13 protein-coding genes are annotated in these 19,567 nt (G+C 38.5%); all 13 read right to left on the reverse strand.

What is annotated here, in order from left to right; all coding sequences use genetic code 11:
• Nucleotides 1-26: 26 nt before the first annotated feature.
• The 13 genes from R2Q59_RS07950 to R2Q59_RS08005 all read right to left on the reverse strand — a co-directional run bounded on the left by R2Q59_RS07950 (nucleotide 27) and on the right by R2Q59_RS08005 (nucleotide 19,564).
• Nucleotides 27-1,154 carry a sensor protein KdpD gene (locus tag R2Q59_RS07950; RefSeq protein ID WP_316785006.1) on the reverse strand — a complete coding sequence of 376 codons (1,128 nt, stop codon included), beginning with the start codon at nucleotides 1,152-1,154 and terminating at the stop codon, nucleotides 27-29.
• A gap of 45 nt (nucleotides 1,155-1,199) precedes the next feature.
• Complete coding sequence (locus tag R2Q59_RS07955; protein WP_316785008.1) at nucleotides 1,200-2,270, reverse strand: porin; 1,071 nt, start codon at nucleotides 2,268-2,270, stop codon at nucleotides 1,200-1,202.
• Nucleotides 2,271-2,389: 119 nt separating this feature from the next.
• The gene (locus tag R2Q59_RS07960) at nucleotides 2,390-2,953 is read right to left on the reverse strand and encodes a K(+)-transporting ATPase subunit C (protein ID WP_316785010.1); all 564 of its coding nucleotides are present in this window, start codon (nucleotides 2,951-2,953) and stop codon (nucleotides 2,390-2,392) included.
• A 103-nt stretch (nucleotides 2,954-3,056) separates the two neighbouring features.
• Nucleotides 3,057-5,087, reverse strand: coding sequence for a potassium-transporting ATPase subunit KdpB (gene kdpB / locus R2Q59_RS07965; RefSeq protein WP_316785012.1), 2,031 nt, complete (start codon nucleotides 5,085-5,087; stop codon nucleotides 3,057-3,059).
• Nucleotides 5,088-5,176: 89 nt separating this feature from the next.
• On the reverse strand, nucleotides 5,177-6,895 hold the full coding sequence (kdpA, locus tag R2Q59_RS07970) for a potassium-transporting ATPase subunit KdpA (protein ID WP_316785014.1): 1,719 nt from the start codon (nucleotides 6,893-6,895) through the stop codon (nucleotides 5,177-5,179).
• Nucleotides 6,896-7,004: 109 nt separating this feature from the next.
• Nucleotides 7,005-7,082 carry a potassium-transporting ATPase subunit F gene (locus R2Q59_RS20590; protein ID WP_410478277.1) on the reverse strand — a complete coding sequence of 26 codons (78 nt, stop codon included), beginning with the start codon at nucleotides 7,080-7,082 and terminating at the stop codon, nucleotides 7,005-7,007.
• 269 nt (nucleotides 7,083-7,351) lie between these two features.
• Nucleotides 7,352-8,686 carry a sigma-54 dependent transcriptional regulator gene (locus R2Q59_RS07975; protein ID WP_316785016.1) on the reverse strand — a complete coding sequence of 445 codons (1,335 nt, stop codon included), beginning with the start codon at nucleotides 8,684-8,686 and terminating at the stop codon, nucleotides 7,352-7,354.
• Between the two features lie 192 nt (nucleotides 8,687-8,878).
• Nucleotides 8,879-9,784: a prohibitin family protein gene (locus R2Q59_RS07980; protein ID WP_316785018.1), complete on the reverse strand. Its 906-nt coding sequence runs from the start codon at nucleotides 9,782-9,784 to the stop codon at nucleotides 8,879-8,881.
• Nucleotides 9,785-10,057: 273 nt separating this feature from the next.
• On the reverse strand, nucleotides 10,058-11,992 hold the full coding sequence (locus R2Q59_RS07985; protein WP_316785020.1) for a sialidase family protein: 1,935 nt from the start codon (nucleotides 11,990-11,992) through the stop codon (nucleotides 10,058-10,060).
• 134 nt (nucleotides 11,993-12,126) lie between these two features.
• Nucleotides 12,127-13,671, reverse strand: a complete 1,545-nt coding sequence (locus tag R2Q59_RS07990) for a RagB/SusD family nutrient uptake outer membrane protein (RefSeq protein WP_316785022.1) — start codon at nucleotides 13,669-13,671, stop codon at nucleotides 12,127-12,129.
• A gap of 19 nt (nucleotides 13,672-13,690) precedes the next feature.
• Nucleotides 13,691-16,450: a SusC/RagA family TonB-linked outer membrane protein gene (locus R2Q59_RS07995; protein ID WP_316785025.1), complete on the reverse strand. Its 2,760-nt coding sequence runs from the start codon at nucleotides 16,448-16,450 to the stop codon at nucleotides 13,691-13,693.
• 99 nt (nucleotides 16,451-16,549) lie between these two features.
• Nucleotides 16,550-18,034, reverse strand: a complete 1,485-nt coding sequence (locus tag R2Q59_RS08000; RefSeq protein ID WP_316767653.1) for a fasciclin domain-containing protein — start codon at nucleotides 18,032-18,034, stop codon at nucleotides 16,550-16,552.
• 3 nt (nucleotides 18,035-18,037) lie between these two features.
• Complete coding sequence (locus R2Q59_RS08005; protein WP_316785027.1) at nucleotides 18,038-19,564, reverse strand: RagB/SusD family nutrient uptake outer membrane protein; 1,527 nt, start codon at nucleotides 19,562-19,564, stop codon at nucleotides 18,038-18,040.
• Nucleotides 19,565-19,567 lie beyond the last annotated feature (3 nt).

Raw genomic sequence — 19,567 nt, forward strand, 5'->3', positions numbered from 1 at the left:
TTATTAAAAATACCATTGATTAATTTTTAGGATAAAATGACCAGATCTATTTCCTTGGCCGCTAAGTTACGTAACAATTGATTGAAGATCGCTGTGCGAAGAATAACCTGAAAAATATTGAGGTGTGGCTTTCCAATGCATATCGTCGTAATTTCCTTTTCAATCGCCATATCAATAATACTTTGTGTGATCGCATTACTCTTTATTTTAACTACATCTGCACCCAATTCTGTTGCTAGTTTAAAATGGTTGATTAAATGACGTTGTTTATCCAACCTAATCTTGTCCAAACTTTCACCATCGCTCTGCACATAAAGAACAGTCCAAGGCGAATGATAATAAGAAGCCAGCCTTGCCGTTTTTCGGATTACGGTCCCTGCGGTTTCAGCATTGGATGAAATGCAAGCCAAAAACTTTTCTGGTCGTAGCTTTACTGATTTTGGAATTTCTGCATGGATCTTTCGCTCTACCTGGTGCACAACTTCTTTTAATGCTAGTTCACGAAGCTGCAATATCTTATCAGGTCTGAAGAAGTTACCTAATGCTTGTTGGATCTTACTTTGATCATAAATTTTTCCTTCCTTTAATCTGTTTACCAGCTCATTGGCCGTTAAATCAATATTTACGATTTCGTCTGCAATTTCTAAAATCTTATCAGGAATACGTTCTGTAATGGTAATGCCTGTTATTTGCTCAACATCTTGGTTTATACTTTCTAGGTGTTGGATATTAACAGCCGAAACCACATTGATACCCGCTTCCAAAATATCGTACACATCCTGCCAGCGCTTTGCATTTTTGCTGCCCTCTACATTGGTATGCGCCAGTTCATCAACAATTACTATTTCAGGGTGGCGGTTAATGATCGTTTGCACATCCATTTCTTCAAGCTCCTTACCTCGATAGAAGATACTTTTTCTTGGAATAATAGGGATACCGGCTACCAGTGCTTCTGTTTCTGTACGTTTGTGTGTTTCTACATAACCAATACATACATCAATTCCACCACGCAATAATGCATGTGCTTCTTGGAGCATCCGATAGGTTTTACCAACACCAGGGCTCATACCGATATATACCTTCAGCTTTCCCCTTCTTGATTTTTTAACCAGATCCAAAAACCTAAGTGCCGATTCAGCTTTTTTATCTTGCATATTTATTGATCGTTAATTTGGCATCCTGAGCCTGTCGAAGGATCACTAGAATGATACCGCAATACTTGCTGTAAGTGTTGCATTGTGGTTCACTAAATTAAGGTCTCTTGTAAATACCTTGTCCTTACTGTCATAAACCTTTCCCTCTAATCTTACAACTGCATTACTAATCGGAGAATAATCCAAATTCAGCGAATAACCCATTGTTTTGAAACCATTTGGCGTTCCTGTAGCGATGAAAACCCCATCCTTGTCATTGTAATATTCTGCCCTTGCTGCAACGGCAAATTTTGGGTCGAACTTATATTGTGCAATCATCACTGGAGAAATGATCTCGCTCTTTGCCGACTGTCCCTTTACTTTCTGTTGAGTGGCATAGTCAAATCCAGCAGTTATTCCAAACTCATCCGTTACCTGAGCAATTGCATAAAAGTTGTGATAGAACCTAGTTACAGCAACTGCATTTATTCCCTCTTTTCCAAGATAATTGCTATAGTTCAATGTCAATTTTCCAGTTGGTTTGTAGGTCAACTGAACTCCTCCAGCTGGTTTACTGTTCCCATCAACACGGTTGATGCGCTGCCATCCGTTTAGGTACAAAACCGTTGCCGTAAACTGTCCTTCAGGTGAACCATAGGTGAATTTTGCACCTGATTCATAATAAGGTGTATTTTCTGAGGAGATATTCCTTGTAAGCACCCAACAGTCTTTTGAGATGGCACTTTCAAAACCTATGTGCGAAGAGAAGATACCCGCATCAACCCAGATGTTCTGATTTTCGCTCAACTTGATTCCAGCATTGGCTTCAAAGATGTTTTTAAGTACTCCTGGCTCTGCTGCAAGGTTGGCATTGGTATAGGTACCGGCCATCAGTGCTACATTTGCCCTGATCTTACCACTATCGTAAGCTGCCTTGATAAATCCAAGGTTTAGGTTCACTTCATTATGTCTGTTATGAGAATAAACAAACCCTGGTCTATTGTTATTTGCAGGTTCGTTAAAATCATAGCCGTAATAAGTTTCTAAATATCCTGATACTTTAATTTTTGGTGCTTCTTGTGCATAGGAATAAATAGATGTGGCCAAGGCCATTGCTGTAAATAGTATTCTTTTCATTTTATTATTATAAATTTTGGTCTGATATTATTGTATAAAATCTATTGTGGTGAGCCATACCGTCCTTTAGTTATGGCAAACGCTTAGTGGAGAGCGGGGCTCAACGCAGCAGATGATCATTATTTAAGTTCGTCTAGCGCAAGGTTCAATTTGAGCACATTTACCGAACTCGGTCCAAACATTCCTAAAAAAGGACCTTTTGTATTTTTAACTACCAATTCAGCTATTTTACGTTCGTCGATTTTACGGATGGCAGCAATTCTTTTAATCTGGATAATGGCACCCTGCTCAGAGATGTTTGGATCAAGTCCACTTCCCGAAGCAGTTACCATATCTGCTGGGATCCCTGCCTTTTTGATTGTTGGATTGTATTTCAATAAGGTGTCTATCCTGTTTGAAACTTCTTTTAGGTAATCTTCGTTAGAAGGACCTTTATTCGAACCTGCTGAACCAGCGGCATTGTAGCCAACAGCAGAAGGACGACCCCAGAAATATTCCGGACTAGTAAACGACTGTCCAAGCAGCGCATATCCCACTACTTTTCCGTTTTTGGTGATCTTTTCACCGCCACCGTTTCCGATAGAGAATTTTCCTGCTAGGGCGATGCTTAATGGATATAATATGCATAACAATACGATTAATACGAGTGTTAAGCGAATGGATTGAATGATGTATTTTTTCATTTTATTTTAAGTTAGTGTCATCCTGAGCTTGTCGAAGGATTTGTGATTGCGTTTCGACAACTTGTCCCGATTATTCGGGAAGCTCAACGTGACATATTTAATATTATACAAATAGCCCTACTACCAAATCAATTAATTTGATACCGATAAAAGGGGCTACTACTCCACCTATACCATAGATAAAAAGGTTTCTTCTAAGTAATGCCGTAGCACCTATCGGTTTGTAGGCAACGCCTTTTAATGCCAGTGGAATTAAAATTGGAATAATGATGGCGTTAAAAATTACGGCCGACATGATTGCACTTTCTGGACTGTGAAGCCCCATGATGTTCAAGCTTTGCAAAGCAGGGATAGATGCGATAAATAATGCTGGTACAATTGCAAAATATTTAGCTACATCATTAGCAATTGAAAAGGTAGTTAATGTACCACGAGTGATGAGTAACTGTTTCCCAATCTCAACAATCTCAATCAGTTTTGTAGGATCATTATCCAGATCGACCATGTTACCCGCTTCTTTTGCAGCTTGGGTACCACTGTTCATCGCTACGCCAACATCTGCCTGTGCTAATGCAGGAGCATCATTTGTACCATCACCCATCATCGCCACCAATTTACCAAGAGCTTGCTCGTCTTTAATGTAGTTCATTTTGTCCTCAGGCTTAGCCTCAGCGATGAAATCATCAACTCCTGCTTTTTCAGCGATGTATTTGGCGGTTAGTGGATTATCCCCAGTTACCATCACTGTTTTTACGCCCATTTTACGCAAGCGTTCAAAACGTTCGCTGATGCCAGGTTTAATGATATCCTGTAGTTCGATTACACCTAAAGCCTGCTCATTCTCACATACAACCAGCGGCGTTCCGCCGTTGCTAGCTATCGATTTTACCTGATCTTCAATATCCATCGGAAAAGCATGACCTGCTTGCAATACAATATTTTTGATCGAATCAAAAGCACCTTTACGGATTCTTCTACCATCTGGAGTGTTAATTCCGCTAGAACGGGTTTCGGCTGTAAACTTGATAAATTCTGCTCCAGCAGGTGCTGTTTCCAAGACGATGTGACCATCGCCCTTTGCCAGTTCGATAATTGATTTCCCCTCTGGTGTTTCATCAGAAAGCGAACTAAGCACACAGGCATCAGTAAATTTTTTGATGATTACGCCAGCTGTTGGATAGAAATTGGTAGCCTTACGATTACCAATGGTGATTGTACCAGTTTTATCTAATAGTAACACATCTATATCACCAGCAGTTTCTACCGCTTTACCAGATTTCGTTATCACATTAGCTCTTAATGCCCTGTCCATTCCGGCAATACCGATGGCAGATAAAAGACCTCCAATTGTGGTTGGGATTAGGCATACAAAAAGAGAGATTAATGCTGCAATGGTAATTGGCGTATTTGCATAATCAGCAAAAGGTTTAAGCGTTACACATACAATGATAAATACCAAGGTAAAACTTGCAAGCAAAATCGTCAAAGCAATTTCGTTTGGTGTTTTCTGACGTGAGGCTCCTTCAACCAAAGCAATCATTTTATCTAGAAAACTTTCACCTGGCTCAGTGCTTACTTTTACCTTGATCTGGTCTGAAAGTACCTTTGTACCACCTGTTACTGAAGATTTATCACCACCAGACTCCCTGATTACTGGAGCTGATTCACCAGTGATTGCGGATTCGTCGATGGTAGCAATCCCTTCGATTATCTCTCCATCGGTTGGGATGGTATCACCCGTTTCGCATAAAAAAACATCTCCTTTTTTCAATGTACTAGAAGAACGTACTTCAATCTTTCCATTTTCTAAAAGTACCTTTGCAGGAGTCTCCTCACGGGTTTTGCGTAAGCTGTCTGCCTGTGCCTTTCCCCTTGCCTCGGCAATTGCCTCAGCAAAATTGGCAAACAATACTGTTAATAATAACACTAGAAAAATGAAGAAGTTATATAGTGGAGAACCCTGCCCTTCATGGCTAAATGAATAAAAGGTTACATAGGCCATTACCAAAGTTCCAATCTCCACGGTAAACATTACCGGATTTTTAATCATCACCCTTGGATCGAGTTTGATAAAAGATTGTTTTAATGCGGTTTGCACTAAGGCCGGTTCGAATAATTTATTGTTAGTTTTCATTTTGTTGAATTTATTTTTTGTGTTTTGTCATTCCCAGGAACGAGGAATCTCTTTTATAGATCCTTCGCTTTGCTCTGGATGACACGATTCTATCTAACCATCGTAAAATATTCTGCAATCGGACCTAATGCCAGTGCAGGGAAATAAGATAGTGCGTTCAGTACCAAGATCACGGCAAAGGTCATCAGTGCAAATGTTTTGGTATCTGTTCTTAATGTACCAGCAGATTCTGGGATGAATTTTTTAGAAGCAAGAAGCCCAGCGATGGCAACAGGTCCAATAATTGGAAGGAAACGACCCAAGAAGATAATTACTCCAGTTAATACGTTCCAGAATACATTGTTATCTCCCAGCCCTTCAAATCCAGAACCGTTATTGGCATTGGATGAGGTTACCTCATAAAGCATTTCAGAGAAACCATGGAAACTAGGGTTATTTAACCAATTTTTAGGTTGTACCGCCCAATCTGCTCCACCAACATTCATAAATACGTAACTTGCTATTGCTGTTCCGGCTAATATTAAGAACGGGCTAAGCAAGGTGATGATGGCGGCAATCTTAATCTCTCTAGCTTCCACCTTGTGCCCTAAAAACTCTGGTGTTCTGCCAACCATTAACCCTGATATGAATACCGCAATGATGAGGTAAACAAAATAGTTTAACAGCCCAACACCACACCCTCCATAAAATGAATTGATCATCATACCTAACAACTGCCATAACCCTGTAAGTGGCATAGTACTATCATGCATTCCATTTACAGATCCAGTTGAAATTACCGTGGTTACTATGCTCCAATAGGCGGTCGCAGTAGGACCAAATCTCACTTCTTTACCTTCCATAGCTCCTGTACCTTGTGCTATGCCCATTTTTGCAATTGCAGGGTTTCCGCCCAATTCTGAAGTGAGAGCAGGAATTAATAGTAGTAATGTTCCGATGGTCATTACACCAAATATTGTCCAAGCAAGTTTCTTTCTGCGTATAAAGAAGCCGAAAGCAAGTACCATTGCCAATGGAATTATCATTTGAGCAATTACCTCTATCATATTGGTAAAGTAGCTTGGGTTTTCAAAAGGATGAGCAGAGTTGGCACCGAAGTAGCCACCACCATTGGTGCCCAAATGTTTAATCGCGATCATCTGAGCAGCTGGTCCACGGGAAACGTTAACGGTATCGCCCTGCATGGAAATAAATTGATCCTTACCATCGTAACTTGCAGGTGTACCATTATAGGTCAATAACAATGCAACAACAATAGATAATGGTAAAAGAAGTCTTGTAATAGACCTTACAAAAAACTCCCAAAAGTTGCCCAACTCAGTAACCGTCTTATCGCGGAAAGCCTTAAACAATACAACCGCAGCGGCAATTCCTGTAGCTGCACTTACAAACTGAAGGAACATCAGCACAAATTGTTGTGTGAGGTAGCTTACACCGCTTTCGCCAGAATAATGTTGAAGATTACAGTTAGCCACAAAGCTTATAATCGTGTTAAATGCTAAATCAGGAGTCATACCTGGGTTACCATCAGGATTGAAAGGTAGTTTATCCTGAAATATCAAGACAAAAAAGCCGTAGACTAACCATAACAAATTGATGGTTAATAATGCTTTTAGGTGTTGCTTCCAGTTCATCTGTTCTTTGGTATTGATACCAGAAAGTTTATAGATTCCGTTTTCGATCGGTTTAAGGAAATCCGTCCATACCTTTTCCCCTGCAAATACCTTAGCGAGGTACTTTCCTAAAGGGACAGCAATCGCTATTGTAATTAGGAAGGTGGCAATGATGCCAAGTAATTCTGTGTTCATTTTTTGTTAGTTTAGTGAGAATTAATAATGAGGAAATAGAGAATAGGAAATGGGGAATAGATTGGCGACATTTCGCACATCTTCCGTTTTACCTTTTCCATTTTCCGTCTTAAAATTGTTCGGGTTTGATGAGTACGTAAACCATGTACAGGAATACCAATACTGAGATAATGAATAATGTGATCATGGGTTTTAGATTTTTTCGAACCAATCGATTGATTTGTAGACTACCCAACAGAGCAGTAGTAATGAGAGAAATAAGATTATAGTCATAACATTAATTGTTTTACAGGCCCTATACCAAGCTACGTACCATAAAAACTCAGACAACACATAAAACACTTAAAAACAGACAGTTATGAAACAATAGTTCTTAATCACGAAAATTTAACCATAAAAAAACCCTTCCAAAATGGAAGGGTTTTTTCATATCGGGCAATAGCCACTAAATTCTAATCAGGATATATTGTACTCCTCTATTTTTCTATAAAGCGTGGTAAGCCCTATTCCCAGTAGCCTTGCGGTTTCAGTCTTATTGCCACGGGCATAATTAAGTACTTTAACAATGTGCTGCTTTTCTATGGTTGCCATCTCCATTGATCCTCCAGCATCATTTATATTGTTGTTAAACTCATAAGGTAATAAATCAGCGCCAATCACTTCGCCGTTGGCCAAAATTACTGCTCGTTCTATAATGTTCTTCAATTCACGGATATTGCCTTTCCAATGGTGATTATTCAAATAATCTATAAAAGCCTTATCCATAGATAGTTCATTACGATTTACTTTGGCCGAAAAGTCTTTCAGGTAATGTTTAGCTAACAAAACAATGTCGCCTTTTCTCTGGGAAAGACTTGGCAATACGATTGCAAAAACCGATAAGCGGTAATAAAGATCCGATCTAAAATTACCCTTGTCTGATTCGGCTTTCAAGTCCCTATTTGTTGCAGCTATAATTCTTACATTTACTTTACTGGTTTGGGTTCCTCCCATTTTAATGAAAGTCTGATTTTCAAGCACCCGAAGTAATTTCGCCTGTAGATCGATATTCATTTCGCCAATTTCATCAAGGAATAAAGTCCCTTCATTGGCTTCCTCAAGCAATCCTTTTTTATCCTTATTGGCACCTGTAAATGCGCCTTCTTTATAACCAAAAAGCTCACTTTCTAACAATTCTGGATTAAAGCCACTGCAATTTAGCGCAACAAAAGGTTTATTCCGTCTCGGACTCCCATAGTGAATAGCCTGTGCAAAAACTTCCTTTCCCGTACCTGTTTCACCGAGCAACAATACCGTTGTATCAGTTACCGCAACCTTTTGCGCCAAACTAATTGCTTCCTTAATTGCAGGAGAACTTCCAATGATGGTTTCGAAACTATGCTTTAATCCTACCTTTTTTTCTAAATCAAATACCCTAGCTTGCAGTTTTGCCTTTTCTAGTGCCTTATGTAAAAGTGGAATAATCTTATCGTTATCATCACCCTTGGTGATATAATCAAAAGCACCATTACGCATGGCCGTTACGCCATCAGCGATGGTTCCGAATGCAGTTAGATTGATTACTTCAACGTAAGGCCTTATTTTTTTAATCTCTACAACCAATTCAACACCGTTGGCATCCGGTAATTTAACATCGCTGAGGACTACCATCACCTCGTTCGTAGTAAGTAGTTTTAAACCTTCCTTTGCCGTAGCTGACTGCAAAACCTTAAATCCTTCGAGTTCGATGATCCTAGAGAGCAAGCTTCTGATTTTGCTTTCATCGTCTATGATGAGTATGGTATGTTCCATAAAATTTGTTACGCTTATACAAATATAGGTTTGTTTTATTGTTACATTGATAAATTGATCAATTGTTGAATTGCTTTATTGTTGGATTGATGAATTGTTACATTGTTAGATTGTTGAATTGTTGGATTTAAACTCACAACTCCAATCTCTCAACTCTCAACTCCGATTTCCCAACTCCAAACTCCAAACTGCCTAATTCATCCCTCCTAAAATTACAGGGTTTTTATTATTACCCATTAGGATGATTTTTGTATTTGGAGATAGCGCAATTTCCTTTTGTGCCTTGATGGCTTCATATTGCAACTGTTTATCACTTAAGCCTGTAGAAAGGATTTTTTGGTAATCGGCAATACCTTGTGCTTCTACACGTTTACGCTCAGCTTCCTGTTTTTCCTTTTGGAGCACAAAAGTCATTTTTTGTGCCTCTTGTTCTGCATTGATTTTTGATTCTATTGCTGCTTTAACTGATGCTGGCAAAGTCACATTCCTGACTAACAACTGTTCCAGTTCTAAGCCACGACCAGCAAAACTTTTGGCAATGGTTTGATAGATTTTTTGTTGAAATTCCTCTCGTTTTAAAGAATAAAGAGAAACAGCATCATAAGAAACTGCATTGTCTCTAATGGCAGTTCTGGTAATAGGCCTTACTACTTTATCTACATAATCAACGCCGATGGTAGAAAGAATTTTTGGAGCAGCACTAGGCTTAACCTTGAATAGTACTGAAAGATCGATAACCACCTCCAATCCATCGGCAGACAAAACCCTAATGGCATCATCTCCATCTTTATTTCCTTCATTGTGCACTGCTGACATGGTATAATTCTGCGTCCTGATATCAAATGTAGTTACATCTACTAATGGGTTCACAACATTCAGCCCGCTAAGGAGCACGCCATCGTCAACCTTACCATACAAGGTCTTTACGCCAACATCACCTGCATCAATTACCTTGAGCATCGAGGTAACTGCTCCTAAAAAGATAACCACCATACCAATAATGCGAATTGCACCTTTAAACCTTGCCAAAGGACTTTCACCATTGGCCATAAAAAAGCTTACCACAACGATAAGCATACCTAAAATAATGAGAAACATAATTTTTTAAATTTATTTATAAGCAAGGCAACAAAGCAGATGCCCAAAGCCAAAAAGGTTTCAAAAACCCATTTTAAACTGAATTTAAAAGATATTATACGTTAGCACATTTCTAGATACCCTTCCAAAATGGTATGGTTATTTTCAATTTGGGATGGTTGTGATTGCATATTTTCTTTAAAAGATTAAATGTTAGAAAGCTTTTTACAGGCATAAAAAAAGAGATAGTCAATTTGACTATCTCTTAAGTTTATTAGTAATACAATCCGTCAACTACTTCTTATAAATAACAATCCCTTCAGTCGGACTTTCCACACCACCTTCGCCTGCAACTACTAATGTTCCGTTATCCAAAACTACAGCATCCATTGCGCCAAATGGTGCCGCATAACCGAAATAGGCAGTTTTTGTGAAAAGCGCACCAGCGTTTGTATAATTCAATCCATTATCAGTACTTTTAAAAACAACAGGTACAGTAGGATAACTAGGACTATTTTTTACCTCAGTATCCGTCTCTCTTCCTGTAGAGTTGATGAAGAAAATTTCTCCACTTGAACCTTTTACCACAGTACCTGGAAATAGATGCCCATAATCACTAGTAGCCACATCAGCTTTCACATTAACAGCCGCAGTCCAGTTATCACCTCCATCACTACTATAGGATACAAATTTATTTTTCGGACTGGCATTGGTATGACCAACTATCATCATCAATCGTCCATCGGCTAACTCTATTACTGAAGCATTTTTTAAACTAGATCCACTTACTACTTTACTTAATCTCCAAGATGTGCCACCATTATCTGATATAGCGACTTTCACAGTTTTCTTGCTGTAGTTAAGTGGGATGATTAAACGCTTGTTATAGGTTGTAGATTTCAACTCAATACCATGACCAGGGCCATTCTGAACATAACCTGCAGCTACATCTTTTAACACCGTGGTCACTTCAATTGGAGTAGTCCATGTGTTTCCATTATCTGATGATTCTACCTGAAATATTTTCTGTGACGCATCGGTATAAGTATATACAGTACCAGCTACCGTTGAGTTGATACTACTATATTGTAAGATAATCTTACCTGATGCCAAACTTACAACCTGAGGAAAACAAAAGGTGGAATTACTCCCATCCCCAGCGATTACTTTAATTTGGCTGTCCCAAGTATTGCCACCATCCGTTGAGCGTTTCATGATAATGTCTGTGTTACCTACAGCCATTGTGTTTTGTGCTACCCTTTCGATGGAATTTAATGGTGTACTGCGCCCTTCAGCAAACAATAAAAGGTTACCGTTAGCTGCTTTAGCCAGTGCTGGAGCTTGTATTTTATTATATCCTTTTTCATACTCATGCATGGCATAGTTCATGGTGTACATTTGGTTACTTTCAATATACATTTCGTGTACATTGACGAAGTTTCTCCATGGACGAATCTGAGGCGTAAAAAACTGCAGTTTATCGTTCCCCATCCTAAAAGTGAACACTAAGATTTTGTTGATTTTTACATAAAATATTCCATTTGTGATCACGACTTCCAAATCGGCAGGTACACCTGGAACCATTACCTGATTAACCGTAGGCCAACCTTGCGCAGGATCTACCGATGCAGTTACCCCATAATAATCCAGAAAGAACTTGGGCTCACCTGTAGTTGAGTTACCATCCATACCAAAATTAAATACGGCCTGCGTATCCCAGTTCTTACCCAATACCAATGCTGCCGCAGTCCCGTTAAATGTTCCAAACGTAACTTTTGCGTACATATAAAAGCTTGTTCCCGCACCCACAGGAACAAAATATTTCGAATAGATCCAATTGTATTTGTAGCTGTTGGCATCTGCAGCAAAGTGATCTGTAGTAGCTAATGGATAAAAGTTATAATGTGGCAGCTCATGTAAGCCATCTGGCTTTTGTTCCCATGAAAGTGCATCTCCTACTGCTGCATAATCAGTATATCCTTTAACGAGAATGTTTTCATAGTCTGGAACCCCATTCTTCATCAACCATTTTCCCGCAGTCCTTGTCTTATCAAAAGGAAAAGGAAGCGAATCTGGATTGATGGGTTTACCTGCATCGAATGGCCCAGGAAAAGTAAAATGTTCTTCCTTATAACAACCCGTCAGTAAGACACCTGCAAGTACTGCAAAAATGAGATATACTTTCAATAGATTCATTTTCATCTCTGTATGTTTTAATATTTTTATCATCTTCATTCTCTATTATGGTGTAATAAACATTGCTTTATTGTTGAATTGCTCCATTGCTGGTTCGCCCCATTAGCCTCATTGCCAACAACAATTCAACAATCAATCAATTTAACAATGCCTAACAACCTTATTGTCTATTGCCACTTTACTGGATCAATTGGAATATACCAGTTGATTTCGTTTTGTAATCTTGCTCTTATTGCTTCACGTTGGGCAGCTGGATATTTATTCGCCACCGCATCAGCTAGCATATTTTTCCCATTCAATTTTGAACGAAGCATCAGGTCGTACCAACGTTTTCCTTCAAATGCAAATTCCCTTGCTCTTTCGTCAAATATCAATTGATCCATTATCGCCTTATTGGTATATGGGAAAGTAAGCTTGTCTAGAATAACCAACCCTCTGGCTGTTCTTACCATATTGATAAAGTTAAACGCAGATGCATAGTTGTTTAATTGTAAATCGGCCAATGCCTTAATCAGGTAAGCATCTGCACTACGCATGATTTGCCAACTTGCACTGCTTGCGTAAGGTGCACGCATCGATGACACGTTATCAAGACCGATGTATTTCCAGATCACGGTGTCGCCGTCAACTACTTTATAACTGGCTTGTGCTCTAATATCTGCATCTGTTAACGATACATCGTCTTTAAATAATGGTTCAACCATTCTAGCTACAGGTTTTAAATAATAGCGACCTCCATCTTCTCTAACAGAAGATGTAAACTCTTGGAGCCTATTAGTCTCAAAGCTTTTGGTATATTGATAACCCAACGCAAACATAGAATGACCCGCGGCATTGGAAGCAGAAAATTGATTAAACCAAGTTCCTGATGTACCTAAGTTATGGCTAACGTTCTGGATAATAAGATCGCAAAATGAAGAAGCCACCTGGTATTGACCAAGCCATAGCGCAATTTCTGCAGCATAAGTTGCTGCTAATGGCTGTGATACTCTTCCATATCTTTCATTGGCCGATAGCGTTTCACCATTCCATTGATAATTAACTGGAATCATTCCCAGAGCCGTTAACACATCATTATAAACCAATGTCCACACCTCTTGTTGATTTGCGGGCATTCTATAAATGCTTCTAATTTCTTCTGAACTTAAGCTCAGCGTAGGTTCTTTAATCGTTTCACCCGCACTATTAACGTAGGTAATTTGCTCGGCAAAATCAGTGGTTATAATTGGAAATTTAGCATAGGTACGCAGCAATTGGTAATAACAGATAGCACGGAGCAATAAAGCTTCACCATAGTAGGCATTGGCATCACGATCAGCAATTTTACTATCTAATTGTTTAACCTTATAAACTTTTTCCATCTGCCTATTGCAGCGGGCTATTGTTCTGTAAATGCCTGCATAATTGGTATATGGATTATCGGTGGTTACATTATTAACCACAAACTCGTTGATATAAGGATCTGGATCAGCCTGTCCGGCAGTAACCATATCAGCTCTTGCATCACCCCATAACAAAAATTTATGAGCTTCTTGTGCTAAGGATTCATACATACCGACTGCCGAAGCATTCAAATCCTCCCTGTTTTTATAAAAGTCTCCCTCTACGATATTATCGCTCGGCGTAACTTCAAAAAAACTAGAACATGATGACACACATACGCCACTCATTATGGTTGCTGATACTAAGATTATCTTTTGTATAGTTTTCATTTTCTTCATCTTCATTTATTTACAATGACATCTTAAGACCGATCATATAAGATTTTGGCAATGGTGAGGCACCAAAATCAACCCCTTTTAACATTGGATCTGCAGAGGTAACCACTTCTACATCAAATCCGCTGTATTTAGTAAACGTGGCAAGATTTTCTGCGGTGATAAATAGATTAAGCTTACGGATGAATTTCAATTTGGGGGGCACACCTATTTCGAAACTAACCGTTACGTTTTTGAAGCGCAGGTAACTACCGTCTTCTACCCATAAATTGGAGGCTGCGCCATTCCTTGAAGGATCATCAAAAGCGGCACGGCTTAGTCCAGTTCCCTGATTGGAAGCTGATATCCACCTGTTTTGTACATCCTGCGATTGGTTTGAATAATCTTTCATGACGTGCATCTGCTGGTTAAAACTATTATAGATATCGTTACCAGCAGCATAAGTAAACAATGCATTAAAAGAAATCTTTTTATAGGTAAGTACGGTTCCAAAATTGCCGAAAGCTGAAGGAAGCGGAGAGCCTATCACCTGACGGTCCAGATCGTTTATTTTCGAATCTCTATTTAAATCTTCAATGATGTAATCGCCTGCTTTAAAACTAGTACCATCAGCCTTTTGCAAATTAACTGCTGCTTGGGTGCCAAAAACCCCTAACACTTTGTAGCCATAGAAAGAACCTATCTGTTCATTTACTTTAGCTACAGTGTAGATGCCACCTATAGATTTAATGATGTTACCATTGTTAAGCTTTTTCACTTTGTTGTTGAGTGTAGATACACTACCGTAAAGCAATAAGGATAAGTTATTTTTTTCGATGAGTTTAGCATTAAAATTCAACTCCAATCCTTGAGAAGCCATTTCTCCATTATTTTCAAATTGTGGATCCAGTCCTAGTTCTATTGGTACTGCTCTTTGGGTAATTAGGTTTGAAGTATTTTTATAATAATAACCTCCATCTAAGTTTAATTTGTGATTAAATAAATCCAGCGTAAGTCCAACATCATAGGTATTGGTAATTTCTGGCTTGATAGATTTGTTAGCGACATTACCTAGGTATACGCCTCCATATCCAAAATAATTGGCTGGATAATATAGGCTATAATGATAAAATCCACGTAGGTCGTTATTGCCCGTGCGACCCCAACCTGCCCTTAAGCCTAGTGGCGTTTTGCTGTCCCTGCCCAATAGGTCTACCACTGCTTTCACACCAGGATAAATACCCCAACGACCTTTAGCGCCAAAATTACTTGAACCTTCGATATTTAAATTGGCAAATACCTGCATTCTTTTGAATAAATCAACACTGCCTCTGGCATAAAGGGTTAATAACCTTGATTTATAGTTAATATTAGAGGCTGAATCTACTATACCTTGCTCCAGTGTTTCGTAATCGTCTGTACCCGCATTGATCTTTCTTACAAATACCGACTTTTCATCATAAGATTCAACAGATAAACCAGTTTGTCCAGTATAGGTAGAATTGTTGCCTATCTTCCCTTTGGTAGCCAGCCAACTAGACCATAAAATGAAGGCTTCACTAGAACTTCTTTTCAGGTTTTGTCTAATCCTATTTAAATCTGTAACAATGCCAAGCGAAGGCCTATATTGCCTCTCGGTCACGTTCATGTAGTTAAATACAAATGAAGAGTTAAGCGAGGTTCTAGGAGAAATCAACCATTTACCACTAATTTTTCCATCCACGCGGTTATCCTCATTGCTGTTATACATTTTGTTAACCAATGCCAAAGGATTGCTTTTTCCTAGCTCATCTATATCACCATATTGTGTTGACACCTGTCCTGATTGAGAAAATATATAAGGACTCAAAAATGGTGCTTTAGTAGCGGCTATGAATAAGGGGTGTACACTGTAGTTAAATCCTTGCTCGAAATACCGTCCTTTTCCATGGGTATAAGCTAAGCTATTAGAGATTTCTATTTTCGGCGATAATTTATAGTCGAGGTTAAACCTAAGATTAACTTGATTTAGATCAGAACCCATGATGGTTCCCTCCTTATCTACATATCCTATACTAAACATGTATTGCGCATCACCATCGCCACCCATGAGTTTTATATGGTAATCCTGATACAGTGCATTCCTTGTAATTAAATCAACCCAATCTGTGTTGTTGTTATACACTGGGTTGGCAGCATTAAATATAGGATTTTGGTTTACTTGGGTTTCTGTGCTTCCATTTTCAAGATAGTAGTTACGTAGGTAGCTTTTAAATTGGCCAGCATTCATTCTATCTACATCAAAATTTGAATTTAAAAGTCCGAATTTTGTAGAGAAATCTATTTTTGTACCGCCAAGTTCACCTCTGTTTGTTTGGATGTAAATAGCACCATTTGCACCTCTTCCCCCTAATTCGGCTAATGCTGATCCTTCGCTCAAAATCTTTACCTCACTAATGTCGTTCGGATTAACAAACCCGAAGCGATTGGGTTGGTGTATAGACAAAAAGGATGGCAAAACTCGAGAATATCTTACAGGAATACCATCAACATAGATGTATGGAGACGCGTTGAGATTGATTGAACCTGCGCCGCGAATCATCAATTGAGATGCAAAACCGATTGAACCTGATTGCGTAACCTGAATACTAGGCTTATCAACCAACAACTCGCTAAAAGTCATTGCACTGGTCTTGATATTTACATTGCGCTGAAGAGAATCGGATACTCGCTCTTGCCCGAACGCTGTAAGACATGCCGTACTCAGTGCAAAAAGCAATCCTTTCTTTAACATATATTTAAATTTCTTTTTCAATGGTATTTAGTTTATTTTCAGTGGTAATGAAGCTATCATGAGCATATTCTTTGCTGTTTATTAAAAGTATGCCCATGATGGTTTCATTAAAAGTTCTTCCTATTGAGGTATTAGTTCAATTGCATCCATCAAAACGTCGCAACAGTAACTTCCTATCTTGCCAGTTGCAAATGCGGTAAGGGCAAATGTTAGTTTCACATCTGATTGGCTATCCACATTTATAACACCACAATTGTTATAGATATAATAACTGTAATCTGGCCAGGTGCCATCCGTTTTTGCAAAGTCTATATTGTCTTTAACAATTGCTCCCTTGTAAATAGTTATAAACTTACCACGGGTACCAGCACGGTGTACAACTCGTATGTTGTATTTACCAATTGGCACATCGGGAATGGTCAAGTAAAAGAAGTCGCCTACCTGTTGCGCATCAAATGCTACAATTTTAAGCTCTTTATTCTGATGGTAACTCTCTGTACCATTATTCAGCACAATTTTCGCAGGTGCATCTGCAAACACATTTTGTGCACCATAAGGGCTACCTGGGGGATAAAGGTTGTACCTAATTGTTGCAGGTAGTGCTTCAACTATCGCTACTACGGCATCCATAGAATGATAAACACCATTATAACAAACCCTGTCTATACCAAACTCTAATGATTGATCAAACTTGAATGTGGAGTTCATGAAGTATTGACCCTGACTGTTTACAGTAAAGCTTAATGCATTTTTTTTATAAACAGGGTACATTCTTTGTTTAATAAGTTGATTTAAAAAGTATCCTGAGTCTGGAATGATATGATATGCTGCCCAGTTAGCTAAGTTTGAAATATTACTTTTGTTAAAGTTGTTTTTAATCAAGACTTCATCACGTTCAACAATCAAAGTAACTGTACTATCTTTAAGATATTTGGTTAATCCTGTTTCCTCAAAGATGCCTAACATGATATTGTATTTCCCTGTTTTCGAGAGGGTCTCATAAATGGTTTCCACTGGCGGATTAAGCACTTCATCAACAATGTTGATATATCCATTGCTCATTTCAATATTCGATTCTTTAATCGTTGAAAAGTTATTCAACTTGATAGAATTATAAGATTCGCGGATATCTGCAATCAGGTATTTATTGGTTAAAATGGTTGGCGAAGGCATTGGCCCTGGCTCAAGAGAATTTGTATTTATTTTTTTATTAAGCAAGTGATAACTGAAATAGTTGATCCAGAATTCAGGCGATTTGTCCTTAATGGCAGTTACCTTATTTCCATTTGCAGATAAACGGGTAAAAAGCTTGGTAAATGCCTCATTAGTTGGAATGAAAGCGGTATAAGTTCCAGCTGTTTTTAGCAGGTTCCTTTTCTTAACATAGTCGATAAGTTCTTTATACGTGCTCAGATCTGGGCGATTATCTACATAGTCCATGATTTGAAGCTCATCGTTGTCATCAAATCTAGCATTAGAAAACTCGGGTTTGCAGCCCTGAACCAGAAGTAATAATAGTGTAGCCATAACTAGATAACTACAGGCTTTCCATTTCGAAGAAAGTATACTTGTGTATTGTTTCATGTCTTTAAGGTTAGTTGACATTAATTATTTGTTTTTGTAATAGCTTTTTTGTGTTAGCAGTGGATTATTGTTTACCTCAATCCTGTAATAAGGTAAAAACCAACTTTCCGGATCGAGCAATCTTGCCCGTATAACTTGATAAGGAAGTTGCCTAGAATTATTTACAGCAGCTTTTTCTACCAAAACATTATTTAAACCAGTTCTTCTAGATACACGCACAGCGGCAAACCATTCTTTACCTTCAAACCCAAGCTCAAATTCCCGTTCCATTAACAATCTGTTAAAGAAATCTGCACCTGTACCCATTTCTCCAGAGGTTAGGACTGGAAGATCACAATGTTGGCGGATGATGTTAATTACTTTTTCCGCTTCATCGTATTGACCAAGCATTCCATATGCTTCAGCCTTCATCAACAGAATTTCCCTGTAGCGATAGAAAATATAATTGGCTGTTCTATCGTTTGATCTCCTATAAGCACGTTGATAAGGTGCCTGTCCTAAAAATTTATACACTTCGGCAGTAGAACCGGCGGAAGGCAATGAAAAGGCACTATAATTTTTCAATCTGATGGTATCAGCAGAGAAATTCAAAGTGGGATTAGCACTCGGATATAACAGATCTCCAGCATTAATTTTAACATTTGTAGCATTTGCTGAGTATATTGCAGTTGGACTATCCTCTTTAGCAAACCAACTATATAATGGTGAAGAAGGACCCTGCAAGCCATATTGCAATTCAAAGATTGACTCAGGAGAATTTCCTGGATAAAAGATGGTGTACCAGTCTTGTGGGCTAACTAATTTATTAGCATAAGTAGCATCAAGTGTTTTGCACAGATTAATGCAACCATTATAGTCATTTCTCCAGAGTTTAACATCTGCCATGATGGCTCTTACGGCATTTTTTGTTACACGACCATACTTTTCTTTTGCATCTGTAAATGTTTCTGGAGTATTCTGTAGTGCTTGCGTTAAATCTTCTTCTATAAAGTTAAGTGTTGTTTCTTCTGATGAAGGTGCGGTTGTTAAATTCTGTGAATCAGACTCGTAGGGTTCTTTAACGATTGGCACCTCCTTAAAAGACCTTAACAAATAGAAATAGAGTAAAGCCCTCAGTGCATGTGCCTCACCCATCATGTTCTTTAATTCGTCTTCTTTAAAAGTGGGATCATTCTTTAAAGCTGAAGGTGCATTTTTAATAAATGCATTGATCCAACCAATTGCTTTATACTGGCTTTCCCAAGAAAGCAATGTATTGTCTGTATAAATATCTTGCGACAAGAACTGTGAATAAGAACTTGTAAAATTAGCAGCTAAACCTGGAGCATAAAGACTAGACCTGCTATCTCCCCATACCTGGAAGTTTCTTACACAGCTGTTTAGAGAAGTGTATAGCCCCATCAACGAAGAATATACCTGTTCCCGATTTTGCCAAAATTGATCTTTTACTAAATTGTCTGGTGCTTGCACGTCTAAAAACTTACTACAACCTGATGTGATCAGTAGCAGGCCTAAAAACACATACTTTATTTTATATAATACTTTCATCATCTA

The organism is Pedobacter frigiditerrae (assembly GCF_032678705.1).
GTDB classification, from domain to species: Bacteria; Bacteroidota; Bacteroidia; order Sphingobacteriales; family Sphingobacteriaceae; genus Pedobacter; species Pedobacter frigiditerrae_A.